This is a genomic window from Streptomyces sp. NPDC048338, from assembly GCF_043201055.1.
Lineage (GTDB): Bacteria > Actinomycetota > Actinomycetes > Streptomycetales > Streptomycetaceae > Streptomyces.
The window spans coordinates 140,156-166,744 of the sequence record NZ_JBICYQ010000003.1 but is presented as its reverse complement, the minus strand read 5'-3'; the positions used below and the strand labels follow the sequence as shown (position 1 = coordinate 166,744).

The window sequence follows — 26,589 nt, the reverse complement described above, 5'->3', positions numbered from 1 at the left end:
ACGGCCCGCGCGGCCCAGGGGTACGTGCGGGGCCGCACTCAGTACTGGGGGATGCGCCCCGTCGTGAGGCGATCACCGATGGCCCGGAGCCCGGCGAGATCGTGCACGTCGCCGGGCAGGGCGGCCACCTCGGCGACCGGTACCTCGGGGTGGAGCGCGGTGAAGCGATCACGTGTGCGCTGTTCGCGGGCGAGCACCTGCATGCGTTCGGCGTGGAGACGGAGCAGACCTGCGGTCAGTCGCCGGACATCCGGTGCTTCCGTGATGCCCGGTACATCGGTAACGCAGTCGTGCGCGGGGTCGGCTGTGGGGGCAGCCTGGGGGTCCTGCGAGGAACGTGCGGCGGCGGTGGCGATGTCTGACGGCTCGGGGATGGTGGCCCGGGAGCCACGAATCTCAGTCTTCCCGGCCGCCGGATCCGTCATGCCGCCCTCGTCAAGATTTTCCGCGGCGGCCCGCGCCCGCTCGGCCGACAGCCGGGCCGCGCCGCTGCCGTGGACGCGGTTGAGGACGAGTCCGGCCAGCGGCATCTCCTCGGCCGCCAGGCGCTCGACGAAGTACGCGGCCTCCCGCAGCGCGTCCCGCTCCGGCGTGGCCACCACGAGGAACGCCGTGCCCGGGGCCTGGAGCAGCTTGTACGTCGCGTCCGCGCGGGTCCGGAAGCCGCCGAACATCGTGTCCATCGCGGCCACGAACGTCTGGACGTCCTTCAGGAACTGACCCCCCAGCAGCTTGCCCAGGGTCCCGGTCATCATCGACATGCCGACGTTGAGGAACTTCATCCCCGCCCGGCCGCCCATCTTCGCCGGCGCCATCAGCAGCTTGATGAACTTCCCGTCCAGGAAGGAGCCCAGCCGCTTCGGCGCGTCCAGGAAGTCCAGCGCGGAGCGGGACGGCGGGGTGTCGACGACGATCAGGTCCCACTCGTCGCGAGCCCGCAGCTGACCGAGCTTCTCCATGGCCATGTACTCCTGCGTACCGGCGAAGCCGGCCGACAGGGACTGGTAGAAGGGGTTCTCCAGGATGGCCCGCGCCCGGTCGGCGTCCGCGTGCGCCTCGACGATCTCGTCGAAGGTCCGCTTCATGTCGAGCATCATGGCGTGCAGTTCGCCGCCGTCGGATCCCTTGATGCCGTCGACCTTGCGGGGGATGTTGTCGAGCGAGTCGATGCCCATCGACTGGGCGAGCCGCCGGGCCGGGTCGATCGTCAGGACGACGACCTTCCGGCCGCGCTCGGCCGCCCGGACGCCGAGCGCCGCCGCCGTGGTCGTCTTGCCGACCCCACCGGCGCCGCAGCAGACGATGATCCGGGTCCCGCGGTCGTCGAGGAGCGGATCGAGGGCCAGCGTCGGCACGGAGTCGAGGCCGTTGCCCGGGAGGGCGCCTTCCGGCCCCCCGGAAGGCGGCACGGCGCCGTCGGAGGCGGCCGCCGGGCCGGTGTCCGCGCCGGGCCGGGTGAGGTCCCCGCCGTCCGGTGCCGGGTTCGCCGCCGCCGTCGTCGGGGCTTCCGCTCGGTCCGTCACGCGCCCACCCCTTGCTTCCGCAGTTCCTTCGCCAGCCGGTACAGGCCCGCGATGTCCGCCCCGTCCCCCAGGAAGGGCAGTTCCGACGTCGAGACGCCGAGGTCGCCGAGGCCGGCCAGGACCGCCCGCTGCGTCCGTTCCAGCTCGACCCGCTGCGCGTGCTCGGCCGCCTGCTCCACGAGCGGCTCGACCAGCTTCGTGCCGCCGGAGATCCCCGCCTCGGCCAGACTGGCCGCGATGGCGTCCCGGTGGTCGCCGGCCGCCGCCCGTACCGCCGCCTCGTCGAGGACGTGCGGGCGGACCATGTTCACGATGACCCGGCCCACGGGAAGTTCGGCCTCCCGCAGCTCCGCGATCCCGTCGGCGGTCTCCTGGACGGGCATCTCCTCCAGGAGCGTCACCAGGTGCACGGCCGTCTCGGGGGACTTCAGGACCCGCATCACCGCCTGCGCCTGATGATGTATCGGGCCGATCCTGGCCAGTCCCGCGACCTCGTCGTTGACGTTGAGGAAGCGCGTGATCCGGCCGGTCGGGGGCGCGTCCATGACGACGTGGTCGTAGGTGTAGCCGCCGTGCTTCTCGCGCCGCCGGACCGCCTCGCACGCCTTGCCGGTCAGCAGGACGTCCCGTACCCCGGGCGCGATCGTCGTCGCGAAGTCGATCGCGCCGAGCTTCTTCAGGGCGCGGCCCGCGCTGCCCAGCTTGTAGAACATCTGGAGGTAGTCGAGGAGCGCGCGTTCGGCGTCGATGGCCAGCGCGAAGACCTCGCCGCCGCCCGGGGCGACGGCGATCTTGCGTTCCTCGTACGGAAGGGCCTCCGTCTCGAAGACCTGTGCGATGCCCTGCCTGCCTTCGACCTCCACGAGGAGTGTCCGCTTGCCCTCGGTCGCGAGGGCGAGCGCGAGGGCGGCGGCGACCGTCGTCTTACCGGTACCACCCTTGCCGCTGACGACCTGGAGCCTGCTCACGTCTTCGAGCCTAACCACTGGCGCACCCGCCTAAGCAGGAGGCTGCCTGTGGCAGCGGATACAGTCGGCCCCATGACCAAGTGGGAGTACGCGACTGTGCCGCTTCTGGTGCACGCGACCAAGGCAATTCTGGACACCTGGGGCGAGGACGGCTGGGAGCTCGTCCAGGTCGTGCCCGGGCCGAACAACCCCGAGCAGCTCGTGGCCTACCTGAAGCGGGAGAAGTCGTGAGCGGGGCCGTCGAGGCCAAGCTGGCCGAGCTGGGCCTGACGCTGCCGGAGGTCGTGCCGCCGCTGGCCGCGTACCAGCCGGCCGTGCAGTCGGGCGTGTACGTCTACACCTCGGGCCAGCTCCCGATCGTGGCGGGCAAGCTGCAGCTGACCGGCAAGGTCGGCGGCGAGGTCACCGCGGAGGAGGCCAAGCAGCTCGCGGCCACCTGTGCGCTGAACGCGCTCGCGGCCGTGAAGTCGGTCGCCGGTGACCTGGACCGGATCAAGCGGGTCGTGAAGGTCGTGGGCTTCGTCGCCTCGGCCCCCGACTTCACCGGGCAGCCCGGCGTCGTCAACGGTGCGAGCGAGCTGCTCGGCGCCGTCCTCGGCGACAAGGGCGTGCACGCGCGCAGCGCGGTCGGCGTCGCGGTGCTGCCGCTGGACGCCCCGGTCGAGGTCGAGGTCCAGGTGGAGCTCGACCAGGCCTGATCCCGGTCCCGTCAGCCGTGCCGAGAGCCGGTTCCGCCCCGTCCGGGGGAGGAACCGGCTCTCGAACATCCGGACCTCCCGGCATACGATCCGCCCATGGCGAATGGTCAGTGGTACCCACCGGAATGGCCCGACCGCATCCGCGCCCTCGCCGCGGGCGAGCTCACCCCCGCGACGCCCAAGCGGGCCGCCACGGTCCTGCTGCTGCGGGACGGGGACGGCGGGCCGAGCGTGCACATGCTGCGGCGGCGTGCCTCCATGGCGTTCGCGGGCGGGGCCTACGCGTATCCCGGCGGCGGCGTCGACCCGCGGGACGAGCACCCCGTGCGCTGGGCCGGGCCGTCCCTGGAGACCTGGGCCGAGCGGCTCGGCGTCCCCGACCCGGCGCAGGCGCAGGCCGTGGTGTGCGCGGCCGTCCGCGAGACCTACGAGGAGGCGGGCGTCCTGCTCGCCGGCGAGACCGCCCTGTCCGTCGTCGGCGACACGACCGGCGACGACTGGGAGAAGGACCGGGAGGCGCTGGTCGCCCGCGAGCTGTCCTTCGCCGACTTCCTCGACCGCCGAGGGCTCGTGCTGCGCTCCGATCTGCTCGGCGCGTGGGCCCGCTGGATCACGCCCGAGTTCGAGCCCCGGCGCTACGACACCTGGTTCTTCGTGGCCGTGCTGCCGGAGGGCCAGCGCACCCGCAACGCCTCCACCGAGGCGGACCGCACGGTGTGGATCCGCCCGGCGGACGCCGCCGCCGGGTACGACCGCGGCGAGCTGACCATGATGCCCCCGACCATCTCGACCCTGCGGAGCCTGCTGCCCCTCGGAGGCGCGGCCGACGCGCTGGACGCGGCGCGGGAGCAGGACATGACTCCCGTCCTCGCCCAGGCGCGTCTGGACGGCGACGAGCTGGTCCTGAGCTGGCCGGGCCACGACGAGTTCACCAAGCACATTCCCACGGGGGGCACGGGATGACCGACGCCGCCGCACTTCCCGGTCAGCCCCGGGGCGGGGCCCTGTCCGGCCGCGCGACGGACCGTGCCGTGAACGTCCTCGCGCCGAACCCGTCCGCGATGACCCTCGACGGCACCAACACGTGGATCCTGTCCGAGCCGGACTCCGCCCTCGCGGTGGTCGTCGACCCCGGTCCGCTCGACGAGGGCCACCTGCGGCACGTCGTGGCCACGGCCGAGAAGCTCGGCAAGCGGATCGCCCTCACCCTGCTCACCCACGGCCACCCGGACCACGCGGAGGGCGCGGGGCGCTTCGCCGAGCTGACCGGGACGCGGGTGCGGGCGCTCGATCCCGCGTTGCGGCTGGGGGACGAGGGTCTCGCGGCCGGACAGGTCGTCGCGGTGGGCGGCCTGGAGCTGCGGGTGGTGCCGACGCCCGGCCACACCTCGGACTCGCTCTGCTTCCACGTGCCCGCCGACGGGGCCGTCCTGACGGGCGACACGATCCTGGGGCGCGGCACGACGATGGTGGCCCATCCCGACGGCCGGCTCGGCGACTACCTCGACTCGCTGCGCCGGCTGCGCTCGCTCACGGTGGACGACGGCGTCCACACCGTGCTGCCGGGCCACGGGCCGGTCCTGCAGGACGCTCAGGGGGCCGTGGAGTTCTACCTCGCCCACCGCGCGTCGCGCCTGGCCCAGGTCGAGACGGCGGTCGAGAACGGCCACCTGACCTCGTCCGAGGTGGTGTCCCACGTCTACGCGGACGTGGACCGCTCCCTGTGGCCGGCTGCCGAATTGTCGGTCCTGGCGCAGCTGGAGTACCTGAAGGAGCATGGCCTGATCTGACCGAGGCGGTACCCCCGGAAAGCGGAACTTTTGGCTCGTGCTTTACGCTCCGCTTACTTCTGGCCGTATCACTCGGGGGAACGCACATGTTCGTCATATCGATCCTGCTGCTCATCGCGGCGGTGGTCCTCTACTTCGTGGCCCGCGCCAACGACACGCGCGGGCTGAAGCTCGGCGCTCTCGGCGCGCTGATCGCCGGCGTCTTCTCGCTGCTGGGCTCGACCCTGTACGTCGTCAGCGCGTACGAGGTCGGCGTCCCGGTCGCGTTCGGCAAGGTGGGCACGCCGATGACCTCCGGCATGCACGTCAAGTCGCCGTTCACCGACGTCACGACCTTCTCCACCCGCCCGGTCGACCTCAACCTGTCCGACAAGGACGTCGTCGAGGTCCGCTCCTCCCAGGGCGGTGTCATGTACGCCGAGGTGACCGTGAAGTGGGCGGTGACCCCGGCCAAGGCCGTCGAGCTCTACCGGCTCGCGGGCAGCGAGGACGCGATCCAGCAGCGGCTGGTCTACCCCGACAGCCGGGAGATCGTCCGCAACGTCTTCGCGCGCTACACGAGCGAGCAGGGCTACGCCACCGACCGCGAGAAGATCAACGCCGAGATCGGCGACCTGATCAAGGAGCGGCTCGCGCCGCGCGGCATCGCCGTCACCACGGTCAACCTGCGCAACGTGAAGCCCTCGGACGCCCTGCAGGGCCAGATCGACCGGAAGATCCAGCAGCAGCAGGCGACCGAGCGCGCGACCGAGGCGGCCCGCACGGCCAAGGCCGAGGCCGACCGGCGCCGTATCGAGGCCGAGGGCATCGCCCGCGCCAACAAGATCCTGAACGACTCGCTGACGGACAAGGTCCTGATGAACCAGTGCATCGAGGCGTACAAGGAGGCTTCGGCGAAGAACCCGGTCTACGCGGTCCCCTGCGGCGGCGGCACCGGCAACCCGCTGATCGTCGACGGTTCGAAGCGCTAGTAGCTCCTGTCCTGACAGGCCCCGGGTCCGGCGGTCGGCCGGGTCCGGGGCCGGACACGCGAAGGGCCGCCCCGGTTCGACCGGGGCGGCCCTTCGCGTACGTACGGGGTGTGCCTACCGCGAGCGCTTCGCGAGCCGCTCCACGTCCAGCAGGATCACGGCGCGGGCCTCCAGGCGGAGCCAGCCGCGCTGGGCGAAGTCCGCCAGGGCCTTGTTGACCGTCTCGCGGGAGGCGCCGACCAGCTGGGCGAGCTCTTCCTGCGTCAGGTCGTGCACGACGTGGATGCCCTCCTCCGACTGCACGCCGAAGCGGCGCGACAGGTCGAGGAGCGCGCGGGCCACCCGGCCCGGCACGTCGGAGAAGACCAGGTCGGACATCTGGTCGTTGGTCTTGCGCAGCCGGCGGGCGACGGCGCGCAGCAGCGCGGTGGCCACCTCGGGCCGGGCGTTCAGCCAGGGCTGGAGGTCGCCGTGGCCCAGACCCAGCAGCTTGACCTCGGTCAGCGCGGTCGCCGTGGCGGTGCGCGGACCCGGGTCGAAGAGGGACAGCTCGCCGATGAGCTCGCCGGGGCCGAGGACGGCCAGCATGTTCTCGCGGCCGTCGGGGGAGGTGCGGTGGAGCTTCACCTTGCCCTCGGTGACCACGTACAGGCGGTCGCCGGGGTCGCCCTCGTGGAAGAGCGCGTCGCCACGGGCGAGCGTCGCTTCACTCATCGAGGCGCGCAGCTCCGCGGCCTGCTCGTCATCGAGCGCCGCGAAGAGCGGGGCGCGCCGCAGAACGTCGTCCACGAATTCTCTCCTTGTCGACCTGCTCAGGGGACGGTGCATCCCCATGATGCCGCACCGGAAAACAGTGCGATCGATCACAAGGGTCCGACACAAGTCTGACGTACCGGCGCGTCCGGTCGTGCGTCAGGGGGCCGTTTCGCCCAACTCGCCGGTGGGAGCCCGGGCCCGAGGGGCTGCACAGAGCGCCCACAAGGCGTGATTCCGCTGTGGGCGAACAGCTCCCCGGCAGCGGTGCGACGGCCGTTCGCCCGTCCCGTCCGCCCTCCTCCGGGGCTTCCTCGCTCTGCAGTTCGGTGACGGACCGCTCCCCTCCCTCTTCCTCCTCGCGGTCCGGTCCCTCCCCGCGCCCGCGCCCCCGCCGCCCGCCGTTCAGGTCCGCCCGCGCCCCCGCCGCCCGCCGTTCGGCGGCACGTCGCTGCGCTGTCCGGCGTAGCCTTCGGGCATGGCAGAGAGCAACGTCCGTACGGCGAAGCCGAAGAAGCCCGCCGCCAGGCCGGAGTCGCGGCTCGCGATGGTCCGCCGCGCCCGGAAGATCAACCGGGAACTCGCCGAGGTCTACCCCTACGCCCATCCCGAGCTGGACTTCCGGAACCCCTTCGAGCTGCTCGTCGCCACGGTGCTCTCCGCCCAGACCACCGATCTGCGGGTCAACCAGACCACGCCCGCGCTCTTCGCGAAGTACCCCACTCCCGAGGACCTGGCCGCGGCCGTCCCCGAGGAGGTGGAGGAACTGATCCGGCCGACCGGCTTCTTCCGCGCCAAGACCAAGTCGATCATGGGGCTGGCCACGGCCCTCAGGGACGACTTCGGCGGCGAGGTCCCCGGCCGCCTCGACGACCTGGTCAAGCTGCCCGGCGTGGGCCGCAAGACCGCCTTCGTCGTCCTCGGCAACGCCTTCGGCGTGCCCGGCATCACCGTCGACACCCACTTCATGCGCCTCGTCCGCCGCTGGAAGTGGACCGAGCAGGAGGACCCGGTCAAGATCGAGGCCGAGATCGCCGCGATCTTCCCCAAGAGCGAGTGGACGATGCTCTCGCACCGGGTGATCTTCCACGGCCGCCGTATCTGCCACGCCCGCAAGCCGGCCTGCGGCGCCTGCCCGATCGCGCCGCTCTGCCCGGCGTACGGCGAGGGCGAGACCGACCCCGAGAAGGCGCGCAAGCTCCTGAAGTACGAGAAGGGCGGCTATCCGGGCCAGCGGCTGAACCCGCCCCCGGACTATCCGGGCATTCCCGCCTCCCCTCTGGGAGCGGGCGCATGAGGGAACGAACCCGCACGTCGATCGCGTTGTGAACCACGGGGGTGCCTATGACGCGCACGGAAGAAGACAGGGAATCGGCCCACGGCCGGACGCACGGACCCGCGACCGCGGGCATGCTCCGGGGTGACGGGCTCCCCGGCTGGCTCGCCCCGGTCGACCGGATGGCCCGCACCGTCCGGCCCGAGCAGCTCAGCCGCTTCCTGCCGCCCGAGACCGGCGGCCGCCAGTCCGCCGTCCTGATCCTGTTCGGCGAGGGCGAGCAGGGACCCGAGCTGCTCCTCATGGAGCGCTCCGGCACCCTGCGCTCGCACCCCGGCCAGCCCTCCTTCCCCGGCGGCGCGCTCGACCCCGAGGACGGCGACCCGGAGGACGGGGGGCCGCTGCGGGCAGCGCTGCGCGAGGCCGAGGAGGAGACCGGCCTCGACCCCTCGGGGGTCCAGCTCTTCGGCGTGCTGCCGCGGGTCTACATCCCGGTCAGCCGCTTCGTGGTCACCCCCGTCCTCGGCTGGTGGCGCACCCCCACCCCGGTCGGGGTGGTCGACCCCGCCGAGACCGCCCGGGTCTTCACCGTCCCCGTGTCGGATCTCACGAACCCGGCCAACCGCGCCACGACGGTCCATCCGAGCGGCTTCCAGGGCCCCGGTTTCCTGGTCGAATCGGCTCTGGTCTGGGGTTTCACCGCCGGCGTGATCGACCGGCTGCTTCACTTCGCGGGCTGGGAGCGTCCATGGGACCGGTCCAAGCAGGTCCCGTTGGACTGGCGCTCATGACAGGCTGACCCAGGGCGACCCCGGACGAATCTGCGAGGCTATTGACGGTGAACGTGCTGGACATCCTGCTGCTGCTCGCCGCCGTGTGGTTCGCGATCATCGGCTACCGCCAGGGTTTCGTGGTCGGCATCCTGTCCGTCGTCGGCTTTCTCGGCGGCGGCCTCGTGGCCGTCTTCCTGCTCCCGATCATCTGGGACCAGCTGACGGACGACTCGCAGGTCTCGACGACGGCGACCGTCCTCTTCGTGATCGTGGTCATCGTCTGCGCCTCGGTCGGGCAGGCGTTCACCACCCATCTCGGGAACAAGCTGCGCCGCCACATCACCTGGTCGCCGGCACGCGCCCTGGACGCCACCGGCGGCGCGCTCGTCAACGTCGTGGCCATGCTGCTGGTCGCCTGGCTCCTCGGCTCCGCCCTCGCCGGCACCTCGATGCCCACGCTCGGCAAGGAGGTGCGCAGCTCCAAGGTGCTCCTGGGCGTGGAACAGGTGATGCCCGATCAGGCGTCCACCTGGTTCGCGAACTTCACCTCGACCCTCGCCCAGAACGGCCTGCCCCAGGTCTTCAGCCCGTTCGCCAACGAGCCCATCACCGAGGTCCGGCCGCCGGACCCGGCGCTCGCCGGCAGCCCGGTCGCCGCCCGCGCGCAGCGCTCCATCGTGAAGGTCGTCGGCACCGCGCCGGCGTGCGGCAAGGTCCTGGAGGGCACCGGCTTCGTCTTCTCCGACCGCCGGGTCATGACCAACGCCCACGTCGTCGGCGGCGTCGACGAGCCGACCGTCCAGATAGGCGGAGAGGGCAAGCTCTACGACGCGAAGGTCGTCCTCTACGACTGGAAGCGCGACATCGCCGTCCTGGACGTGCCGGACCTGGACGCCACGCCCCTCCGGTTCACCGAGGAGGACGCCCGCAGCGGCGACGACGCGATCGTCGCGGGCTTCCCGGAGAACGGCGCGTACGACGTCCGCTCGGCGCGTGTGCGTGGCCGCATCAGCGCCAACGGTCCGGACATCTACCACCGCGGCGAGGTGCGCAGGGACGTCTACTCCCTGTACGCGACGGTCCGCCAGGGCAACTCCGGCGGCCCGCTCCTCACCGAGGACGGCAGGGTCTACGGCGTGATCTTCGCCCGCTCCCTCGACGACCAGAACACCGGGTACGCGCTGACGGCCGACGAGATCCGGGACGACATCATCCAGGGTCGCGCGGCCGACCAGCAGGTCGACACCCAGGCCTGCGCGCTGTAGCGGAGGGGCGGACGCCGGTCAGTCGCGCGTGTGCCTGAGCCGGGCCGACACCCAGCGTGCCCGGCGGCGCAGGATGCGCGAAATGCCCATGCCCTGTACGGGATGTGAGCGGCCCTCGTCCTGCGGGCCACTCCTCTCGTGAGCGCCCGGCCCAGCGGCCGAGCGGCGGTTGCGTACCGTGTCACCGTAGTCGTGCGTCCAGCCCATACCCCGACGTCTGCCCCTGCCCCAAGGTCGGTAACCGCCCGGGGGGCCGCCAATTGGAGTATGCGCCGGGCACATGGCCGTTCGGGGAACAGGGGTTCGCGTGGGCTCAGCGGTCCGGTTCGGGGTCCTTGAGCCAGTTGACGAGCTCCGTGGAGAAGGCCACCGGATCCTCCTCATGAGGGAAGTGCCCGAGGCCGTCGAACAGCCGCCAGCGGTACGGCGCCTCCACGTACGCGCCGGACCCCGCCGCGCTGCGCGTACGCATCACCGGGTCCGTCGAGCCGTGCAGGTGCAGGGTCGGTACCCGTACCGGGCGCTTCATACGCCGGTTGAACTGGATCCCGTCGGGGCGGGCGAGCGAGCGCACCATCCACCGGTACGGCTCGATCGAGCAGTGCGCCGTCGACGGGATGCACATCGCCCGCCGGTAGACCTCGATCGCCTCCTCGTCCGGCAGCCCGGGGCCCGACCAGTCCCGGATCAGCTCCCCGACGAGTGCCGCCTCGTCCGCGACGAGCTGACGCTCCGGCAGCCAGGGCCGCTGGAAGCCCCAGATGTGCGAACCGGCCCGAGACTGCGAGAAGTCGGCGAGCATCGCCGAGCGCCAGCGCCGGGGGTGCGGCATCGAGGAGACCGCGAGCCGGCGCACCAGCTTCGGCCGCATGACGGCGGCCGTCCAGGCGAGGTACCCGCCCAGGTCGTGGCCGACCAGCGCGGCGTCCGGCTCCCCGAGGGAGCGGATCACGCCGGTGATGTCGAGCGCCAGGTTGGCGGGGTCGTAACCCCGGGGCGTACGGTCGCTGCCGCCCACGCCGCGCAGGTCCATCGCCACGGCCCGGAAGCCGGCCTCGGCGAGCGCGGGCAGCTGGTGGCGCCAGGTCCACCAGAACTGCGGGAAGCCGTGCAGGAGCAGCACGAGCGGCCCGTCGCCCATCTCGGCGATGTGGAAGCGCGCGCCGTTGGCGGCCACGTCGCGATGGGTCCAGGGCCCGTCGATGCGGATGGGACTGCCACTGCCGGTGCTGCTCTCGGGGACGGTCATGCAGACGAGCGTCCCACAGTGAGGGACTTGTCCTGGACCGACGCCGTCAGCGCCGGGCGCTCGGGCCGCGGGTGCGGCTTGGCGTTCTGCAGGACCGCGGCCGTCTGCTTGGCGGAGGCGATGGACTTCTCCGGCGGCTTGACCTTCTTGAACTTGGCGTACGAGATCAGCCCGAGCAGGCCCGCGAGCAGCACGTTCGCGGCGAACGAGAGCAGGAAGCAGACCGAGATGTGCCAGTGGCTCCAGGCCTGGATGCCGTAGGCGAGCGCGAAGCTCAGCATCGGGAGCGAGAAGAGCAGCACGGTGGCCGCGGCCCCGCCGGCCGCGCCGCCCATGACGCCTCGCTTGACGTCCTGCCTGATCTCGGCCTTCGCCAGGGCGATCTCGTCGTGCACCAGTGCGGACATCTCGGCGGTCGCCGAGGCGACCAGCTGACCGAGGCTGCGCTCGGCTCCGTTGACCGGGTCGCTCATCGCTGCTCCCTTTTCTCTTCTACGGTCCGAATTCTCTTGTGCGTCCGACCTCAGATCATGCCGGACGGTCGGCGTCGTCGCGCGACGCCCCCGCGAGTCGGGCGCGCTCGCGATGCTCGGCGGCCTTCCGCTCGTGGATCTCGGCCATCCGGAGGTGGTACCCCGGATCGTCCTGCTCGTACATGTCGGGGATGCCGTCCTGGTCCTCGTCGCGCTCCTCGTCCTCCAGCAGCGCCCGGTACCTGCGCACCCGCAGTTTGAGCAGGACCGTCGCGATCACCGCCGCGATCAGCGAGCCGATCAGGACGGCGGCCTTGACCTCGGCGGTCAGGGCGGCGTCGCCCTCGAAGGCCAGCTCGCCGATGAGGAGCGAGACGGTGAAACCGATCCCGGCGAGGGTGGCGACGGCGAGGACGTCGGCCCAGGCCAGGTCCTCGTTGAGTTCCGCCCGGGTGAAGCGCGCGGCGAGCCAGGTTCCGCCGAAGATGCCGACGGCCTTGCCGACGACCAGGCCGAGCACGACACCGAGGGTCACGGGCTGGGTGAAGACCTCGGTGACGGCCTTCCCCGAGAGGCTGACGCCGGCGGAGAACAGGGCGAACAGCGGCACCGCGAGGCCCGCGGACACGGGGCGCACCAGATGCTCGATGTGCTCTCCGGGGGAGTGGTCCTCGCCCTCGCGCCGGGTGCAGCGCAGCATCAGGCCCATGGCGACGCCGGCGATGGTGGCGTGGACGCCGCTGTTGTACATCAGTGCCCAGATGACCAGGGCGAGCGGGACGTAGACGTACCAGCCGCGGACGTTCACGCGGAGCAGCAGCCAGAAGACGGCCAGTCCCGCGAAGGCGCCGCCGAGGGCCAGGAAGTCGATGTCGCCGGTGAAGAAGATCGCGATGATCAGGATCGCGAAGAGGTCGTCGACGACGGCCAGGGTCAGCAGGAACGCGCGCAGCGCGGAGGGCAGCGAGGTGCCGATGACGGCGAGGACGGCGAGCGCGAAGGCGATGTCGGTGGCGGTCGGCACGGCCCAGCCGTCCATCGAGCCGTCGCCGACGAGGTTGGTCAGCGCGTACACCCCGGCCGGCGCGATCATGCCGCAGACCGCGGCGACGACCGGGAGGGCGGCGGCCTTGGGGTCGCGCAGTTCGCCCGCGACGAGCTCGCGCTTGAGCTCGATGCCGGCGACGAAGAAGAAGACCGCGAGGAAGCCGTCGGCGGCCCAGTGCTCCAGGGAGAGGTCCAGGCCGAGGGCGGCGGGGCCGAAGTGGACGTCCTGCGCGGAGGCGTAGCTCGCGGGGGAGGTGTTGGCCCAGACGAGTGCGGCGACGGCGGCGATGAGCAGGAGGATCCCGCCGACGGTCTCGGCCCGCAGCGCGTCGGCGAGGTACCGCCGCTCGGGCAGCGACAGCCTGCCGAGGAACTTGCGGCCGGTGGGGGGTGCGGGCGCGGGCACGGTGTCGACCTCCGGTAGGTGGGCAGGGCGGAGCACATGCCGACCAGACTTCCCGGCGCACCTGGGTCTTCGTGTCGCGTCACTGACGCGTTCCTGACCTTACCCAACGACCCGGGGAGAGCGTCCGGTGAACGTCACCCTAGGGACAAACGGCCGCCGGGGCCCGTCGGCGGCGGCCGTTCAGACGGCGGCGCCCGCCCCGGATGTACCGGGGCGGGCGCACGGGGAGACCGTCGGGTCGCTCAGTCCTCGCTGGAGGCGCTCGGCAGCTTCGTCTGGATCAGGTCCATGACGGACGAGTCCGTCAGCGTCGTGACGTCCCCGAGCTCGCGGTTCTCGGCCACATCGCGCAGCAGGCGTCGCATGATCTTGCCGGAGCGGGTCTTCGGCAGCTCCGCCACCGGCAGGATCCGCTTCGGCTTGGCGATCGGCCCGAGCGTCGTGCCCACGTGGTTGCGCAGGTCCGCGACGAGGCCGTCGTCCTCGCTCGCCGTGCCCCGCAGGATGACGAAGGCCACGATGGCCTGCCCGGTGGTCTCGTCGGCGGCGCCGACCACGGCCGCCTCGGCGACGGCGGGGTGGGAGACGAGGGCCGACTCGACCTCCGTGGTGGAGATGTTGTGCCCGGAGACGAGCATGACGTCGTCGACCCGGCCCAGCAGCCAGATGTCGCCGTCCTCGTCCTTCTTCGCGCCGTCACCGGCGAAGTACCTGCCCTCGAAGCGGGACCAGTAGGTGTCGATGAACCGCTGGTCGTCGCCCCAGATGGTGCGCAGCATCGACGGCCACGGCTCGGTCAGGACCAGGTAGCCGCCGCCTCCGTTCGGGACCTCGTTCGCCTCGTCGTCCACGACGGTCGCCGCGATGCCGGGCAGGGCGCGCTGGGCGGAGCCGGGCTTGGTCTCGGTGACGCCGGGCAGCGGCGAGATCATCATCGCGCCGGTCTCGGTCTGCCACCAGGTGTCCACGATCGGGGTCTTGCCGGCGCCGATGTGCTCGCGGTACCAGATCCAGGCCTCGGGGTTGATCGGCTCGCCGACCGAGCCCAGCAGCCGCAGGCTGGACAGGTCGAACTTCGCGGGGATGTCGTCGCCCCACTTCATGAACGTGCGGATCGCGGTGGGCGCCGTGTAGAGGATCGTGACGCCGTACTTCTGGACGATCTCCCAGAACCGGCCCTGGTGCGGGGTGTCCGGGGTGCCCTCGTACATGACCTGCGTCGCGCCGTTGGCCAGCGGGCCGTAAGTGATGTACGAGTGCCCGGTCACCCAGCCGATGTCCGCGGTGCACCAGTAGACGTCGGTCTCCGGCTTGAGGTCGAAGACGGCGTGGTGGGTGTACGCGGCCTGGGTGAGGTACCCGCCGGAGGTGTGCAGGATGCCCTTCGGCTTACCCGTCGTGCCGGAGGTGTAGAGGATGAAGAGCGGGTGCTCCGCCTCGAACGCCTCGGGGGTGTGCTCGGCCGGCTGACGGGCGACGATGTCGTCCCACCAGACGTCCCGGCCCTCGGTCCAGGCCACGTCCTGGCCGGTGCGGCGCACGACGAGGACGTTGCGTACCCGCTCGACCCGCTCCAGGGCCTCGTCGACGGCCGGCTTGAGCGCGGACGGCTTGCCGCGGCGGTAGCCGCCGTCGGCGGTGATGACGAGCTTGGCGTCGGCGTCCTCGATGCGGGTCGCGATGGCGTCGGCCGAGAAGCCGCCGAAGACCACGGAGTGCGCGGCGCCGATACGGGCGCAGGCCAGCATCGAGATGACCGCCTCGGGGATCATCGGGAGGTAGACCGCGACCCGGTCGCCCTTGGTGACGCCCAGCTCGGTCAGCGCGTTGGCGGCCCTGGAGACCTCGTCCTTGAGTTCCGCGTAGGTGAGGGCGCGGCTGTCGCCGGGCTCGCCCTCGAAGTGGATGGCGACGCGGTCGCCGTTCCCGGCCTCCACGTGGCGGTCGACGCAGTTGTACGCGACGTTCAGCGCGCCGTCGGCGAACCACTTGGCGAACGGCGGGTTCGACCAGTCGAGGGTCTCGGTCGGCTCGGTGGCCCAGGTGAGCCGCTTCGCCTGCTCGGCCCAGAAGCCAAGCCTGTCCGCCGCGGCCTGCTCGTACGCCTCCGCCGTCACGTTGGCGTGCGCGGCCAGCTCGGTCGGCGGCGCGAACCGCCGCTCTTCCTTGAGCAGGTTGGCCAGGCTTTCGTTGCTCACGACATCTCCCTTTCCCAGGGCGTCCTATGTGCCTATGTGTCCCGCGTCATAGCTCATCAGCCCGAGGCCCGGGTGACAAGGGGCTCCAGGCAATTGGTTTAGACCTGTGTGGTCGCGGGTGTGCGGTGGCCCCCTCCTCCCGGGCGGCGGGAAGAGGGGGCCACACAGTCTCACGGACGTCCGGGCGGGATGGTTCAGGGCGCGCTGGCGTCCACCCGTTCCCGCGCGGCCCCGGCCGTGTGCGGGGCGACCCGGTCGAAGACGTCCTCGTATCCGTGCGTGCCGGCCGGATCGGCCAGCAGGTACGCCTGGGCCTCGCCCACGTGGAAGTACATGCCGTGCAGGGTCAGCGTGCCCTCGGCGAGCCGCCGGGCCACCGCCTCGTGGGCCCGCAGGTGCTCCAGCTGTTGCACCACGTTCGTGAGGCAGAGCTGCTCGATCGCGTCGGCGGGCAGGCGCCCGGAGATCCGGGCCCAGGCGTGGCGGCGACTCGCCATCCGGTCCAGGCTGGGCAGGCCGTGCCGCAGCCAGCGGTGCAGCGGCGTCCGCGGCGCGTCCGGCCTGCTGTTGAGCAGGGCCTGCATCGCCCCGCAGCCGGAGTGTCCGCAGACGGTGATCGAATCGACCCGCAGCACCTCCACGGCGTACTCGATCGCCGCCGCCACCGAGTCGTCGCCGCTCTCCTCGCCGGGCCGCGGCACCAGGTTGCCGACGTTCCGCACGGTGAACAGGTCGCCCGGGCCGCTCGACGTGATCATGCTCGTGACGAGCCGGGAGTCGGCGCAGGTGAGGAAGAGCTGGGAAGGCCGCTGGCCCTCCCGGGCGAGCCGTGCAAGCTCCTCACGGACCAGCGGGGCGGTGTCGCGCTGGAACTGCCCGATGCCGCTCGCCAGCCTGTGGCCGGTCGTCGTCGGGGTCGGAGTGGCCGGCGCCTCCCCGCAGCGGTGGTTGCGCCACGGGGTCCAGGGGCGGCAGCAGGCGTGCGCCTCGGCGGCCGGCTCGGCGATCCTGGCCCCGGAGGGACCGGTCATCTCGACCGTCCCGCCGTGCCGCAGATGGCTCGCCTGCCAGTCGTGCAGCGCCTCGTACGCGGCGTGGTCCATGAAGGAGCCGTCCAACTCGACCACGACCCGGGCGCCCGGCGGCAGTTGGTGCAGGGCCCGGCTCAGCCGGGGCACGGCGAGGAAGGTCAGCTGGCCGCGTACGTGCACCCGGTGGCCGTCCTCCCGCTCCTCGTGGGTGATGCGCGTCTTGGCCAGGCGCCGCATGGCGACGGCGACGGCGACGAGGATGCCGAGGGCGACGCCCTCCAGGATCCCGACGAGGACGACGCCGCTCAACGTGACGGCGTAGACGACGACTTCGCGGTGCCGGGTGACACTGCGGATGTGGGTGATGCTCACCATCTGGACGCCGACGACCATGACCAGCGCGGCCAGCGCGGGCAGCGGGATCAGGTCGAGCACGGGCACCAGCAGGAGGGCGGCGAGCACGACCCACAGGCCGTGCAGCATCGTGGAGTTGCGGCTCACGGCGCCCGCGGAGACGTTCGCGACGCTGCGGACGGCGACGCCGGCCACCGGCAGCCCGCCGAGCGCGCCGGAGACGACGTTCGCCGCGCCCTGGCCCGCGAGTTCGCGGTCGAGCCGGGAGCGTGGGACGCCGTGGCCCCGGTCGGGCCGGGCGGCCACCAGCTTGTCGACGGCGACGGCGGAGAGCAGCGACTGCACGCTCGTGACCAGCGTGATGGTCAGGACGCCCGCCGCGACGCCGAGGACCGGCCCCTCGGGCAGGCCGGGCAGGGCGTGGCTGCTCCAGGAGGGCAGGTCGACGCGGGGGACGCCGAGACCGGTGAGCTCCGCGAGCAGCGCGGCCGCCGTCACGGCGGCGAGCGCGGCGGGGATCTTCCGCACGGCACGCCCGGCGCGGCCGGGCAGGCGCGGCCACAGCAGCAGGACGGCGATGGTGAGCAGGCTCGTCACGAGCGCGGCCATGTGCGGACGGGCCACCTGGGCGGGCAGTCCGATCGCGTTGTCCACCGCGGAGCTCTGGGGGGTTCCGCCGAGCACGATGTGGAGCTGGGCGAGGGCGATGGTGACGCCGATGCCGGCGATCATGCCGTGCACGATCGCGGGGGAGACGGCGAGGGCCGAGCGGGCCACCCGCAGCGCGGCCAGACCCAGTTGGGCCAGTCCCGCCAGCACCGTGATGGCGCAGGTGGTGCGCCAGCCATAGGTCTTGATCAGCTCGGCGGTGACCACGGTGAGGCCCGCGGCGGGGCCGCTGACCTGCAGCGGCGCGCCGCCGAGCCGGCCGGCGACGATGCCGCCGACGGCTGCCGCCACCAGTCCGGCCTGGAGCGGGGCCCCGGTCGCGAGGGCGATGCCGAGGGAGAGGGGCAGGGCGATCAGGAAGACGGCGACGGACGCGGAGACGTCGGCGCCCGCGATGCGGAAGCGGCGCCCGCCCGGCGGGCCGTGCGGCCGCTGGAGGCGCGAGCGGGCGGCGTCCGTGGTCGTGCCGTCCTCGGCGGTGGCCTGGGGGGTGGTGCTTCGGGGCGTGCAGAGAGTCATGTCTTCCCGTCTCCTCCGGGGCGGCGCGGTCGCGGCTCGTGCGGGACGAACGTGGGGGTCGCGGCCGTGGGTCACGGCGTGCAGCGGCGGGACTTCGGCCGGATGCCGGAGCGCCCGCCCTTCGAAGGGAGTATCAACGCTCAGTAAATGGATCGTCATGCAGAGTAAAGTCTGCGGCATTATTTTCGGGGCAAACAGGGCAATAGTTCACCTATTCCGGTGATAAGTGCGTTCATTGCCGCTTGTCGTTTCATCTTCCCGGTGGTCGTGGTGCGACGTTGACGCCGCTCGCAGAGGACACGCGCTCGCAGAGGGCACGCGCTCGCACCGAACCGGAGGAGAGGTGGGCGGATGAACGCCACCGGGAGAAGGACCACTGTCCACAGGAGGACGCTCGCCGTCGGCGCCTTCGCCGTCGCCCTGGCCGCCGGCCTCGCCGGCTGTTCGGGCCCGGGCGGGACGAGGAGCCCCGAGAAGGGCGCGCCGGCGGCCAAGAAGCCGCCCGCCGCCGCCCCGCAGAGCGCGGTGCGCCTGATCGGCGACGGTTCCACCGCCTTCACCGGCCTGCAGCCCCGCCAGCCCACCTGGCAGCGGATGAAGGCGGGCGAGAAGCCGCCGCAGTTCGTGGTCTTCTCCTGGGACGGCGCCGGCGAGGACAGTCAGAAGCTCTTCTCCCACTTCCGCAAGGTGGGCCAGAAGTACGACGCGACGATGACGTACTTCCTGAGCGGCGTGTACCTCCTGCCCGAGGACAAGCGCTCCCTGTACGACCCGCCCCAGCACGCCGTCGGCAGCTCCGACATCGGCTTCAACGACGTCGAGGGCATCCGCAGCACCGTCCGGGAGCTGCGGGGGGCCTGGCAGGAGGGCAACGAGATCGGCACGCACTTCAACGGTCACTTCTGCGGAAAGGAGGCGGGCGTCGGCAACTGGACCGTCGAGGACTGGAAGAGCGAGATCAACCAGGCCAAGTCGTTCGTGAAGAACTGGAAGACGAACTCCGGCCTGACCGCCGAGCAGCCGCTTCCGTTCGACTACGACAAGGAGCTGGTCGGCGCCCGCACCCCGTGCCTGGAGGGCCAGAAGAACTTCGTCGAGGCGGCGGGCCAGATGGGCTTCCGCTACGACACCAGCGGCGTCAACGACCAGATCTGGCCCAAGAAGAACCAGGGGCTGTGGGATCTGTCGATGCAGCTCGTCCCGGTCCCCGGGCGCGCGTTCCAGACCCTCTCCATGGACTACAACTTCCTGGTCAACCAGTCCGGTACGACCACCCAGGGCGACCCGTCCCAGCACGTGTACTGGGGCAACCAGATGCGCGACGGCCTGGTGCAGGCGTTCGACCGGTCCTACGAGGGCAACCGGGCGCCGCTGATCATCGGCAACCACTTCGAGTCCTGGAACGGCGGCACGTACATGCGGGCCGTCGAGGAGACCATCGCCACGGTCTGCGTGAAGAAGGACGTGAAGTGCGTGTCCTTCCGCCAGCTCGCGGACTGGCTGGACGCCCAGGACCCTGCGGTCCTGGCCAAGATGCGCACCCTCAAGGTCGGCGAGGCGCCGCAGGGCGGGTGGACGACCTTCCTGGCCTCGCAGCCCGCGGCCCCGGCGGCCGCCCCGGCGACCGGAGGGTCGGGGGCCGGCCTGCCGGCGGCCAAGCGGGACGAGGAGGGCTGAGGGCCGGGAACCGAGCCGGCGGCGCCCGGTCGGGGCGGGCGGCCGCTCAGACGGGCTGGGCCGCGCCCAGCCCCTCGCTCAGCACGAATCCGGGGTCGACCTGCGCCGCCAGGTCGGCCCCGGTCTTCGCGTTGCCCCAGCTCTCCGCGTTCCTCAGGTGGAAGTGGACCATCTGGCGGGTGTAGCGGTCCCAGTCGCGGTGGGCGTAGGAGTCGTCCGCCGCGTCCTGGAGGGCCTGCAGGGCCATCCGGTTGTCCGCCTCCAGGAGCTCGAAGCGGGGCGGGCGGCCCTTCTCCATCGCGCGGACCCAGTCCGAGTGCCCGACCGTCACCAGCAGGTCGTCCCCGACCTCCGCGTGCAGGAAGTCGAGGTCGTCCCGGCCCTGCACCTTGTTGCCGACGACCTTGAGCGCGACGCCGAAGTCCCGCGCGTACTCCTTGTACTGGCGGTAGACGGACACGCCCTTGCGGGTCGGCTCGGCGATCAGGAACGTCATGTCGAAGCGGGTGAACATGCCGGAGGCGAACGAGTCCGAACCGGCCGTCATATCGACGACGACGTACTCGTCCTCCCCGTCGACCAGGTGGTTCAGGCACAGCTCGACCGCGCCGACCTTCGAGTGGTAGCAGGCCACCCCCAGGTCGGACTCGGTGAACGGCCCGGTCGCCATCAGCCTGATGTCACCGTCGTCCAGCGTCACGGTGCGGGCGCACGCGTCGTACACCGGGTTGTCCTCGCGGACCCGCAGCAGCCGCGATCCCTCCCCGGGCGGGGTCGTCTTGATCATCGTGTCGGCCGAGGCGATCCGCGGGTTCGAGCCCCGCAGGTACTCCTTGATCAGCGGCAGGTGCGCGCCCATCGCGGGCATCGCCGCGCACTCCGGCTCGTCGAGGCCGAGCGCGGCCCCGAGGTGCTGGTTGATGTCGGCGTCCACCGCCACGACATGGGCTTCGTTGGCGGCGAGGTGACGGATGAAGAGCGAGGACAGCGTCGTCTTCCCGCTGCCGCCCTTCCCTACGAAAGCGATCTTCATGTTCACCTAGCGTAGCGGCATCGTCGCGTCCCGTGGTCGAGGTGCGTGAAGAAGACCACTCCGGGGTGGGGACGCGGTCCCGGACGCGTAGCCTCCCTACTTATGAGTACGCACGCCTCTGACCCCCTGGCCGCCCTCGGTTCCCTGCCGGGCGTCGCCGACTCGGTGGACTCCGTACGCAAGGCCGTCGACCGGGTCTACGGACACCGTGTGATGCGGCGCCGCAGCCACGAGATCACCTCGGAGGCCGCCCTGCGCGGGGCGCGCGGCTCCGCCGCGCTGTCCGGCGCGGACTGGGCGCTCGAAGAGGTCCGCCGGCGCACCGATTTCGGCGGGGACGCCGAGGCGCGGACGGTCGGAGCGGCGCTCCGGCTGGGTGCCGAGGCCGGTCAGCTGCTCTCCATCTGGCGGCAGTCGCCGCTGCGGGTGCTCGCCCGGCTGCACCTGGTCGCGGTCGGTGAGGCGGGCCGCGAGCAGGGGACGGCGGACTCGGTGGGCCGGCCCCGCCAGGCCGGCGAGAAGGTCGACGAGCCGCTGATCGAGGCCCCCCTGCCCGATCCGGCCGAGGTCGCGGGACGGCTCGACGGTCTCGCGGAGCTGATCATCGCGGGCGGTACGGCCCCGGCCCTGGTGAGCGCCGCCGTGGTGCACGGCGAGCTGCTGGCGCTGCGTCCCTTCACCTCGTACAACGGGCTGATCGCGCGGGCCGCCGAGCGGATCGTGCTGATCGGCAGCGGGCTCGACCCCAAGTCGATCTGCCCGGCCGAGGTCGGCCATGCGGAGCAGGGGCGGGCGGCGTACGTCGCGGCGTTCGAGGGGTATCTCTCCGGGACCCCGGACGGCATGGCGGCCTGGATCGCCCACTGCGGCCGGGCGGTCGAGCTCGGGGTCCGGGAGTCGACGGCGGTCTGCGAGGCGCTCCAGCGGGGCGCGGCCTGATCAGTCTTCCGGGCGGCCGGGCGGCTCCTCCGGCTGACCGCCCCACGCCTGAGCGGGTGCGTGTGCCCGGGTGCGCGGCGGGGCGACAGGGCCCTGAAACGGGTTGCGGCGGTACCGAACCCGGTACCGCCGCTGGCACGTCCGCCCAGTTACCATGCGTCCTCGATATATGCCCATCAGGCGGGGAACTTTGCCCGTCGCCTGGTGCGGCTGGCCCGTAATCGACGGGTCGACGTCGCGTGGGTGCTCAGCTTCTGTGCAAGGTCCGTGGGGCCTTCTTGCTCAACAGGTGATCCTCTCGGATGTCCCAGGTCTCGCGGGCCTGATTCCTTTCTACTCCTGTCGGAAGGGAAGCGAAAGTCCTGGTTCCACTTCTTTGCTCGTGACTCAGATCCGGGCGAGGCGATCGGCGAGGGCGGCGTTCTGGCGCCGCCGGGCCGCGTACCAGACGAGTCCGGCGGTCGCGGCGGCCGCTCCCACCGCCGCCGCGGCGACGAGCGCGGGGCGCGGCGGCATCCGGAACCCCGGCAGCCGCTGCTTGAGCCGGACCGGCTTCTCGAAGGACAGGATCGGCCAGTCCCGGGTGGTGGCCTCGCGGCGCAGGGCCCGGTCGGGATTCACCGCGTACGGGTGGCCCACGGCCTCCAGCATCGGTACGTCGGTCGCCGAGTCGCTGTAGGCGTAACAGCGTGAGAGGTCGTACCCCTCCGACTCCGCGAGCTCCCGGATCGCCTCCGCCTTGGTGGGGCCGTAGGCGTAGTACTCCACCTCGCCGGTGAAGCATCCGTCGTCGCCGACGACCATGCGGGTCGCCACGACCCGGTCGGCTCCGAGCATCTCGCCGATGGGCTCGACCACCTCTGCGCCGGAGGTCGAGACGATCACGACGTCCCGGCCGGCGGTGTGGTGCTCCTCGATGAGGGAGGCGGCCTCGTCGTAGATGAGCGGATCGATCAGGTCGTGCAGGGTCTGGGCGACGAGCTCCTTGACCTGCGAGACGTTCCAGCCTTTGCAGAGCGCGGAGAGATATTCGCGCATCCGCTCCATCTGGTCGTGGTCGGCGCCGCCCACGAGGAAGACGAACTGGATGTAGGCCGTCCGCAGGACGGCGCGGCGGTTGATCAGTCCCCCTTGGTAGAAGGACTTGCTGAAGGTCAGCGTCGAGGACTTCGCAATGACCGTCTTGTCCAGGTCAAAGAAGGCGGCTGTGCGCGGCAAGGAGTGGTTTTCCACAAGCCAGAGCATAGGTGCCCGCCATTCGGCGTACGCTGGGGCGTGTGGGTTTGCCTGAGAAGGCTCTCGGGTACACCATGGAAGTCACGGATCGTTCGCGACCGTGCTAACCCGGTCCGGCTCCTCCCCCCCCGAGTCGGCCGGAAAGACGACCCCCGCTCTCCCCCCCGGCGGGGGTCGTCGCATGTCCGGACGTGTTTTCGTCCGCCGGACCCTCATGTGTCCCCCTCTCGACGGCCGTCGGGCCGCGGCAGCGTGATCCCTTCCTTTCGTCACCGAGCGTAACCGTTGTGCTGCTCTCCGGGAAGCCTCGGTAAGGGGCACGGAGTTATTCACAACCGGTGAGTTGTCCACAGTTTTCGAGCAAGATCCGCACGATTTCCCGGATGGTCCCACCGTGATTCCTGCCGCGAAGTTCGCGGACGGCAGGAATCACCGATCCCGGCCCGCGTGACCGATGCGGGCGGGATCTCACGGACAGGGAGCGTGTGCTGTGGCGGGAACCATGACTTCCGGCGCTTCGCGGACTTTCGGCGGGGGCCGGCGTGACGGGGGCGGCGGGCCCACCGGGGCCGGAGGTGCGGCCGGGGTCCGAGAAGCCGGCGCGGCGGGCGAGGGCGCGGTGCGGGCGGGACCGCTGATCGTGACCGAGGACCTCGCGCTGCTCGACGATCTGCTCCGGCTGTGTGCCGCCGCGGGGGCCGAGCCCCAGGTGCACCACACCGTGCCGGACCGCCGCGCCTGGGCCGAGGCCCCGCTCGTCCTGATCGGCGACGACGTGGCGGCCCGCTGCCGCGGAGCGGCGCGGCGGCAGGACGTGCTGCTGGTGGGGCGCGAGCCCGACGACCCGGACCTGTGGCGGACGGCCGTCGAGATCGGGGCGGACGGCGTACTCCGGCTGCCGGACGCCGAAGGACGGCTCGTCGGCCGGATCGCCGACGCGACCGAGGGCGTGGGGCGCCAGGCGCTGACCGTCGGCGTCATCGGCGGACGCGGCGGGGCCGGCGCCTCGACACTGGCCTGCGCCCTCGCCCTGGCCGCCGCCAGGACCGGCCGGCGCACCCTGCTGGTGGACGGCGACCCCCTCGGCGGCGGACTCGACGTCCTTCTCGGCGGCGAGCGGGCCGAGGGCAGACGCTGGCCTGACTTCGCCGCGTCGAAGGGGCGCGTGGCCGGTGGGGCGCTGGAGGAGTCCCTGCCCTCGGTGCGCGGTCTGCGGGTGCTCAGCTGGGACCGGGGCGACGCGGTCGCCGTGCCGCCCGAGGCCATGCGCGCGGTGCTCGCCGCGGCACGGCGCCGGGGCGGGGTCGTCGTGGTGGACCTGCCCCGCCGGCTCGACGAGGCGGTGACCGAGGCCCTGGCGCAGCTCGACCTCGGCCTTCTCGTCGTCCCCGGCGAACTGCGGGCCGTCGCGGCGGCCCACCGGGTCGCCTCGCTGGCCGGACTGGTGCTCACGGACCTGCGCGTGGTGGTGCGCGGCCCGTACGCGGCGGGGCTGGACGAGCAGTGGGTCGCCGATGCCCTGCGCCTGCCGCTCGCCGGCGAACTGCCCCACGATCCGGACCTCTTGGCCGCGCAGGACGCGGGGCTGCCGCCCGGTTCCGAGGCGCGCGCACCGCTCGGCCGTTTCTGCTCGGCGTTCTGGGAGCGGGTCCTCACTCCCGGCGGTGCGCGGTGAGCGCCGTGCGGCGCAGCGCCGGAGCGGGTGCCGGGACGGGCCTCCTGGAGGCCGTGCGTCAGCGGCTCGCGGAGAGCGGGGCCGAGCCGACGCCGGCGCGGGTGGCGGCGGCCCTGCGCGCGCAGGGGCGGCTGCTCGGCGACACGGAAGTGCTGGGCGCGGCAGAGGCGTTGCGGTGCGAACTGGTCGGCACCGGACCGCTGGAGCCACTGCTCGCCGACCCCGAGGTCACCGACGTGCTCGTCTCGGCGCCGGACCGGGTGTGGGTGGACCGGGGCGCCGGGCTGGAACTGACCGACGTCTCCTTCGCCGACGCGGCCGCCGTGCGCCGGCTGGCGCAGCGACTGGCGGCGGTGGCCGGGCGGCGCCTCGACGACGCCCGGCCCTGGGTGGACGCGCGGCTTCCGGACGGGACCCGGATGCATGCCGTGCTGCCGCCGGTGGCCGTCGCCTCGACGTGTCTGTCGCTGCGGGTGGTGCGCCCGAGGGCCTACTCCGTCGCGGAACTGACCGCCGCGGGCACGGTGCCGCCCGGCGGGGAGGGGGTGCTGCGGGCACTGATCGACGCCCGTGTGTCGTATCTGATCAGCGGCGGCACCGGCTGCGGGAAGACCACGCTGCTGTCGACCCTGCTGGGACTGGTGGGCGGGCGGGAGCGGATCGTCCTCGCCGAGGACTCGGCCGAACTGCGGCCCGATCACCCGCATGTCGTGCGGCTGGAGGCGCGACCGGCGAACCAGGAGGGGGCGGGGCTGGTGACCCTGCGGGACCTGGTCCGCCAGGCCCTGCGGATGCGGCCCGACCGCCTCGTGGTCGGCGAGGTCCGGGGCGGCGAGGCGGTGGACCTGCTCGCCGCCCTGAACACGGGCCACGAAGGCGGGTGCGGAACGGTCCACGCCAACACCGCGGCGGACGTACCGGCGCGGCTGGAGGCCCTCGGGACTGCGGCCGGGCTCGACCGGGCGGCCCTGCACAGCCAGTTGGGCGCCGGGCTCTCGGCGGTGATCCATCTGGCGCGGGACCGGACCGGTCGGCGGCGGATCGCGGAGATCCACGTGCTCGAACGGAATCGGGAGGGGCTGGTGGTCACGGTTCCCGCGTTGCGCTGGGGCGCGACCGGGTTCGCCCGGGAGCGGGGCTGGGAGCGGCTCCGCGTCCTGATCGGGGGTGACCCGGCATGACGGAGCCCTGGGTACTGGCACAGGGGGCGGTGGCCCTGTGCGCCGCAGCCGCCGGGTGGCGGGTGAGGGAGCGGGTGCGGGGCCTTCGTCGGGCCCGGGCGTTGCTGGCGGGCGGGGGGCCGGTGGGGACATCCGCGCGCGGTGCACCGCCGTGGCGGTCGGTGGGCGAGCGCTGGTGGAGTGCGGCGCGGGCCCGGCGGGAGTGGCTGTGCGTGCCGCTCGCGGCCGTTCTCGGGCTCGTGGGCCGATCGCCGCTGCCGTTGGTGGCCGGGGCCGTCGCCGTGCCTCTGCTCGGGCGGCACCTGCGGGCGGCCGGTCTGCGCAAGGAGCGTGAGGGACGGGCAGACGCGGTGGTGGCCCTGTGCGGTTCGGTGGCAGGGGAGTTGAGAGCGGGCCGGCAGCCGGCTCAGGCACTGCTCTTCGCGGCTGAGGCGACGGGCGCGCTGGGCCCGCGGGGCGAGGCGGCGGTGCTGGCGGCGGCCCGGTTCGGCGGAGACGTGCCGCAGGCGCTGCGACGCGCCGCCGAGGCGGACGGTGCGGACGGCCTGGCGGGGATGGCGGCCTGCTGGCAGGTGGCCGTGGACGGCGGCGCGGGCCTGGTCGCCGGGCTGGACCGGCTGGAGGCCGCGCTGAGGGAGCACCGCGACCAGCGCGAGCGGCTGCGGGCCCAACTGGCCGGCGCCTGGGCGACGGTGGCCGTCCTCGCCGTGCTTCCGGCGGTGGGGCTCGCCCTCGGCGCGGCGGTCGGTGCGGATCCGCTGGGGGTGCTGCTGCACACGCCGGCGGGACTGGTCTGTCTGGCCGTGGGCGGGGTTCTGGAGGCGGCCGGCCTGTGGTGGGCCGCGCGGATCGTACGGAGCGGGGAGCAGATGTGATGGGCGGGAC

The 26,589-nt window shown here is 72.4% G+C and carries 24 protein-coding genes; 13 read left to right on the top strand and 11 right to left on the bottom strand.

Going from position 1 to position 26,589, the window contains the following annotated elements; translation table 11 throughout:
* Positions 1–38 precede the first annotated feature (38 nt).
* Together ACGFZF_RS08240 and ACGFZF_RS08235 are read right to left on the bottom strand one after the other, a co-directional pair.
* Positions 39–1,355, bottom strand: a complete 1,317-nt coding sequence (locus ACGFZF_RS08240) for an ArsA family ATPase (protein WP_393552944.1) — start codon at positions 1,353–1,355, stop codon at positions 39–41.
* 164 nt (positions 1,356–1,519) lie between these two features.
* Positions 1,520–2,491 (bottom strand): ArsA family ATPase, encoded by a 972-nt coding sequence (locus ACGFZF_RS08235; RefSeq protein ID WP_393552079.1) that lies wholly within the window; start codon positions 2,489–2,491, stop codon positions 1,520–1,522.
* Between the two features lie 72 nt (positions 2,492–2,563).
* Here ACGFZF_RS08235 and ACGFZF_RS08230 point away from each other — a divergent pair, with 72 nt between their 5' ends.
* The 5 genes from ACGFZF_RS08230 (at position 2,564) to ACGFZF_RS08210 (ending at position 5,950) form a co-directional block, all read left to right on the top strand.
* Positions 2,564–2,722, top strand: coding sequence for a DUF4177 domain-containing protein (locus ACGFZF_RS08230; protein ID WP_356603612.1), 159 nt, complete (start codon positions 2,564–2,566; stop codon positions 2,720–2,722).
* Positions 2,719–3,189, top strand: a complete 471-nt coding sequence (locus ACGFZF_RS08225; RefSeq protein WP_393552076.1) for a RidA family protein — start codon at positions 2,719–2,721, stop codon at positions 3,187–3,189. Before ACGFZF_RS08230 ends, ACGFZF_RS08225 begins: the two co-directional genes overlap by 4 nt.
* 96 nt (positions 3,190–3,285) lie before the next feature.
* Positions 3,286–4,152 carry an NUDIX hydrolase gene (locus ACGFZF_RS08220; RefSeq protein ID WP_393552074.1) on the top strand — a complete coding sequence of 289 codons (867 nt, stop codon included), beginning with the start codon at positions 3,286–3,288 and terminating at the stop codon, positions 4,150–4,152.
* A complete protein-coding gene (locus ACGFZF_RS08215; protein ID WP_393552072.1) occupies positions 4,149–4,979 on the top strand; it encodes an MBL fold metallo-hydrolase in 831 nt (276 codons plus the stop codon). The genes ACGFZF_RS08220 and ACGFZF_RS08215 overlap by 4 nt, the downstream gene beginning before the upstream one ends.
* 86 nt (positions 4,980–5,065) lie before the next feature.
* Positions 5,066–5,950 (top strand): prohibitin family protein, encoded by an 885-nt coding sequence (locus ACGFZF_RS08210; protein ID WP_393552070.1) that lies wholly within the window; start codon positions 5,066–5,068, stop codon positions 5,948–5,950.
* A 114-nt stretch (positions 5,951–6,064) separates the two neighbouring features.
* Here the strand turns inward: ACGFZF_RS08210 and ACGFZF_RS08205 are convergent, their stop codons facing one another.
* Positions 6,065–6,739 carry a Crp/Fnr family transcriptional regulator gene (locus tag ACGFZF_RS08205; protein WP_015034542.1) on the bottom strand — a complete coding sequence of 225 codons (675 nt, stop codon included), beginning with the start codon at positions 6,737–6,739 and terminating at the stop codon, positions 6,065–6,067.
* A 442-nt stretch (positions 6,740–7,181) separates the two neighbouring features.
* Between ACGFZF_RS08205 and nth the strand changes: the two genes are divergently transcribed.
* Genes nth through ACGFZF_RS08190 form a run of 3 tightly spaced genes read left to right on the top strand, consistent with a single transcriptional unit; the run spans position 7,182 to position 10,017 of the window.
* Entirely contained in the window at positions 7,182–8,000 is an 819-nt protein-coding gene (gene nth, locus ACGFZF_RS08200) for an endonuclease III (RefSeq protein WP_393552068.1), read from the top strand.
* Between the two features lie 47 nt (positions 8,001–8,047).
* The gene (locus ACGFZF_RS08195; RefSeq protein ID WP_393552066.1) at positions 8,048–8,770 is read left to right on the top strand and encodes an NUDIX hydrolase; all 723 of its coding nucleotides are present in this window, start codon (positions 8,048–8,050) and stop codon (positions 8,768–8,770) included.
* Positions 8,771–8,817: 47 nt separating this feature from the next.
* Positions 8,818–10,017 carry a MarP family serine protease gene (locus tag ACGFZF_RS08190; protein WP_393552064.1) on the top strand — a complete coding sequence of 400 codons (1,200 nt, stop codon included), beginning with the start codon at positions 8,818–8,820 and terminating at the stop codon, positions 10,015–10,017.
* 18 nt (positions 10,018–10,035) lie between these two features.
* Here the strand turns inward: ACGFZF_RS08190 and ACGFZF_RS08185 are convergent, their stop codons facing one another.
* The 6 genes from ACGFZF_RS08185 to ACGFZF_RS08160 all read right to left on the bottom strand — a co-directional run bounded on the left by ACGFZF_RS08185 (position 10,036) and on the right by ACGFZF_RS08160 (position 17,963).
* A complete protein-coding gene (locus tag ACGFZF_RS08185) occupies positions 10,036–10,224 on the bottom strand; it encodes a hypothetical protein (RefSeq protein WP_147978943.1) in 189 nt (62 codons plus the stop codon).
* A gap of 106 nt (positions 10,225–10,330) precedes the next feature.
* Positions 10,331–11,266 carry an alpha/beta fold hydrolase gene (locus ACGFZF_RS08180; RefSeq protein ID WP_393552062.1) on the bottom strand — a complete coding sequence of 312 codons (936 nt, stop codon included), beginning with the start codon at positions 11,264–11,266 and terminating at the stop codon, positions 10,331–10,333.
* Positions 11,263–11,739 (bottom strand): phage holin family protein, encoded by a 477-nt coding sequence (locus tag ACGFZF_RS08175; RefSeq protein ID WP_356776252.1) that lies wholly within the window; start codon positions 11,737–11,739, stop codon positions 11,263–11,265. Before ACGFZF_RS08175 ends, ACGFZF_RS08180 begins: the two co-directional genes overlap by 4 nt.
* A gap of 55 nt (positions 11,740–11,794) precedes the next feature.
* Positions 11,795–13,192 carry a Na+/H+ antiporter NhaA gene (gene nhaA, locus ACGFZF_RS08170; RefSeq protein ID WP_393552059.1) on the bottom strand — a complete coding sequence of 466 codons (1,398 nt, stop codon included), beginning with the start codon at positions 13,190–13,192 and terminating at the stop codon, positions 11,795–11,797.
* 242 nt (positions 13,193–13,434) lie between these two features.
* A complete protein-coding gene (acs, locus tag ACGFZF_RS08165; RefSeq protein WP_393552057.1) occupies positions 13,435–15,390 on the bottom strand; it encodes an acetate--CoA ligase in 1,956 nt (651 codons plus the stop codon).
* A 194-nt stretch (positions 15,391–15,584) separates the two neighbouring features.
* Positions 15,585–17,963 carry a bifunctional SulP family inorganic anion transporter/carbonic anhydrase gene (locus tag ACGFZF_RS08160; protein ID WP_393552055.1) on the bottom strand — a complete coding sequence of 793 codons (2,379 nt, stop codon included), beginning with the start codon at positions 17,961–17,963 and terminating at the stop codon, positions 15,585–15,587.
* 351 nt (positions 17,964–18,314) lie between these two features.
* Here ACGFZF_RS08160 and ACGFZF_RS08155 point away from each other — a divergent pair, with 351 nt between their 5' ends.
* Positions 18,315–19,640 carry a hypothetical protein gene (locus ACGFZF_RS08155; RefSeq protein WP_393552053.1) on the top strand — a complete coding sequence of 442 codons (1,326 nt, stop codon included), beginning with the start codon at positions 18,315–18,317 and terminating at the stop codon, positions 19,638–19,640.
* A gap of 46 nt (positions 19,641–19,686) precedes the next feature.
* Here ACGFZF_RS08155 and ACGFZF_RS08150 read toward each other — a convergent pair whose 3' ends face one another.
* On the bottom strand, positions 19,687–20,673 hold the full coding sequence (locus ACGFZF_RS08150) for an ATP-binding protein (protein ID WP_393552048.1): 987 nt from the start codon (positions 20,671–20,673) through the stop codon (positions 19,687–19,689).
* Between the two features lie 102 nt (positions 20,674–20,775).
* Between ACGFZF_RS08150 and ACGFZF_RS08145 the strand changes: the two genes are divergently transcribed.
* Complete coding sequence (locus tag ACGFZF_RS08145; protein WP_393552046.1) at positions 20,776–21,612, top strand: oxidoreductase; 837 nt, start codon at positions 20,776–20,778, stop codon at positions 21,610–21,612.
* A 387-nt stretch (positions 21,613–21,999) separates the two neighbouring features.
* Here the strand turns inward: ACGFZF_RS08145 and ACGFZF_RS08140 are convergent, their stop codons facing one another.
* Positions 22,000–22,857: an HAD family phosphatase gene (locus ACGFZF_RS08140; protein ID WP_147978952.1), complete on the bottom strand. Its 858-nt coding sequence runs from the start codon at positions 22,855–22,857 to the stop codon at positions 22,000–22,002.
* 493 nt (positions 22,858–23,350) lie between these two features.
* On the opposite strand from ACGFZF_RS08140, the gene ssd reads away from it, so the two are divergent.
* From ssd to ACGFZF_RS08125, 3 genes are read left to right on the top strand one after another with little or no spacing between them, the layout of a single operon-like run.
* A complete protein-coding gene (gene ssd / locus ACGFZF_RS08135) occupies positions 23,351–24,523 on the top strand; it encodes a septum site-determining protein Ssd (RefSeq protein ID WP_393552043.1) in 1,173 nt (390 codons plus the stop codon).
* Entirely contained in the window at positions 24,520–25,704 is a 1,185-nt protein-coding gene (locus ACGFZF_RS08130) for a TadA family conjugal transfer-associated ATPase (RefSeq protein WP_393552041.1), read from the top strand. Before ssd ends, ACGFZF_RS08130 begins: the two co-directional genes overlap by 4 nt.
* Positions 25,701–26,579: a type II secretion system F family protein gene (locus ACGFZF_RS08125; protein WP_393552039.1), complete on the top strand. Its 879-nt coding sequence runs from the start codon at positions 25,701–25,703 to the stop codon at positions 26,577–26,579. The genes ACGFZF_RS08130 and ACGFZF_RS08125 overlap by 4 nt, the downstream gene beginning before the upstream one ends.
* The last annotated feature ends 10 nt before the right edge of the window (positions 26,580–26,589 follow it).

What these genes read in the sequence shown, in the direction of transcription:
- ACGFZF_RS08230 (WP_356603612.1), top strand. Translation starts at nt 2,564, where the DNA reads ATGACCAAGTGGGAGTACGCGACTGTGCCGCTTCTGGTGCACGCGACC.
- ACGFZF_RS08220 (WP_393552074.1), top strand. Translation starts at nt 3,286, where the DNA reads ATGGCGAATGGTCAGTGGTACCCACCGGAATGGCCCGACCGCATCCGC.
- ACGFZF_RS08215 (WP_393552072.1), top strand. Translation starts at nt 4,149, where the DNA reads ATGACCGACGCCGCCGCACTTCCCGGTCAGCCCCGGGGCGGGGCCCTG.
- ACGFZF_RS08210 (WP_393552070.1), top strand. Translation starts at nt 5,066, where the DNA reads ATGTTCGTCATATCGATCCTGCTGCTCATCGCGGCGGTGGTCCTCTAC.
- nth (WP_393552068.1), top strand. Translation starts at nt 7,182, where the DNA reads ATGGCAGAGAGCAACGTCCGTACGGCGAAGCCGAAGAAGCCCGCCGCC.
- ACGFZF_RS08195 (WP_393552066.1), top strand. Translation starts at nt 8,048, where the DNA reads ATGACGCGCACGGAAGAAGACAGGGAATCGGCCCACGGCCGGACGCAC.
- ACGFZF_RS08185 (WP_147978943.1), bottom strand. Translation starts at nt 10,224, where the DNA reads ATGGGCTGGACGCACGACTACGGTGACACGGTACGCAACCGCCGCTCG.
- ACGFZF_RS08180 (WP_393552062.1), bottom strand. Translation starts at nt 11,266, where the DNA reads ATGACCGTCCCCGAGAGCAGCACCGGCAGTGGCAGTCCCATCCGCATC.
- ACGFZF_RS08175 (WP_356776252.1), bottom strand. Translation starts at nt 11,739, where the DNA reads ATGAGCGACCCGGTCAACGGAGCCGAGCGCAGCCTCGGTCAGCTGGTC.
- ACGFZF_RS08160 (WP_393552055.1), bottom strand. Translation starts at nt 17,963, where the DNA reads ATGACTCTCTGCACGCCCCGAAGCACCACCCCCCAGGCCACCGCCGAG.
- ACGFZF_RS08155 (WP_393552053.1), top strand. Translation starts at nt 18,315, where the DNA reads ATGAACGCCACCGGGAGAAGGACCACTGTCCACAGGAGGACGCTCGCC.
- ACGFZF_RS08150 (WP_393552048.1), bottom strand. Translation starts at nt 20,673, where the DNA reads ATGAAGATCGCTTTCGTAGGGAAGGGCGGCAGCGGGAAGACGACGCTG.
- ACGFZF_RS08145 (WP_393552046.1), top strand. Translation starts at nt 20,776, where the DNA reads ATGAGTACGCACGCCTCTGACCCCCTGGCCGCCCTCGGTTCCCTGCCG.
- ACGFZF_RS08140 (WP_147978952.1), bottom strand. Translation starts at nt 22,857, where the DNA reads ATGCTCTGGCTTGTGGAAAACCACTCCTTGCCGCGCACAGCCGCCTTC.
- ssd (WP_393552043.1), top strand. Translation starts at nt 23,351, where the DNA reads ATGACTTCCGGCGCTTCGCGGACTTTCGGCGGGGGCCGGCGTGACGGG.
- ACGFZF_RS08125 (WP_393552039.1), top strand. Translation starts at nt 25,701, where the DNA reads ATGACGGAGCCCTGGGTACTGGCACAGGGGGCGGTGGCCCTGTGCGCC.